Annotated in this window: 1 protein-coding gene; it reads right to left on the bottom strand. The window is 47.4% G+C overall.

Annotated elements, in window-relative coordinates; translation table 11 throughout:
• A partial coding sequence (locus AC04NP_RS30590) for a phosphopantetheine-binding protein (protein WP_482863932.1) occupies positions 1-648 on the bottom strand: 648 nt, incomplete at both ends.

The following is a 648-nucleotide window of genomic DNA, read 5'->3' as shown; positions in this document are numbered from 1 at the left end:
AGAAGGGGTGATATAGGCACAGCCCTCCACGATACCGTTCTCCGGCACCTGATAGCTATCAGCAAATGAAGATAATTTGGTGCTTAATAAAGCAATACTTGGGTTTGAAAAAATATCTCGAATACTAAGGGTGTATCCAATATCCTGTATTTTAGAAATCAATCGGACTGCCAGTAAACTATGGCCGCCCAGTTCAAAGAAATTATCATAAACGCCTACCTGTTCAACGCCCAACAAGTCCTGCCATATCTCCGCCAATTGTACCTCGGTCTCCGTTCGTGGGGCGACATACGCCTTGCTGGACAAGCCCGAACCATCCAGTTCCGGTAAGGCCTTCCTATCTAACTTTCCATTATTGGTCAAGGGCATCTCATCGAGTTTTACCCATAACTGAGGCGCCATATACTCCGGTAAGCTTTGTTGTAATTGTTGTTGTAAGGCTTCCTTGTCCAGATCACCCTCCATGACCACATAACCAACCAATCGCTTACTGCCATTCTCATCCTCCCTGGCCAACACACAACTAGTTGCAACACCCGCTACCGAGGAGAGCACGTTCTCTATCTCACCCAGCTCAATGCGGTAACCCCGTATCTTGACCTGGTTGTCCTTTCTGCTGATATACGCTATGTTGCCATCGGGCAACCA

This window comes from Agaribacillus sp. DX54 (genome assembly GCF_056858335.1).
This window is presented reverse-complemented; position numbering and strand designations above follow the sequence as displayed.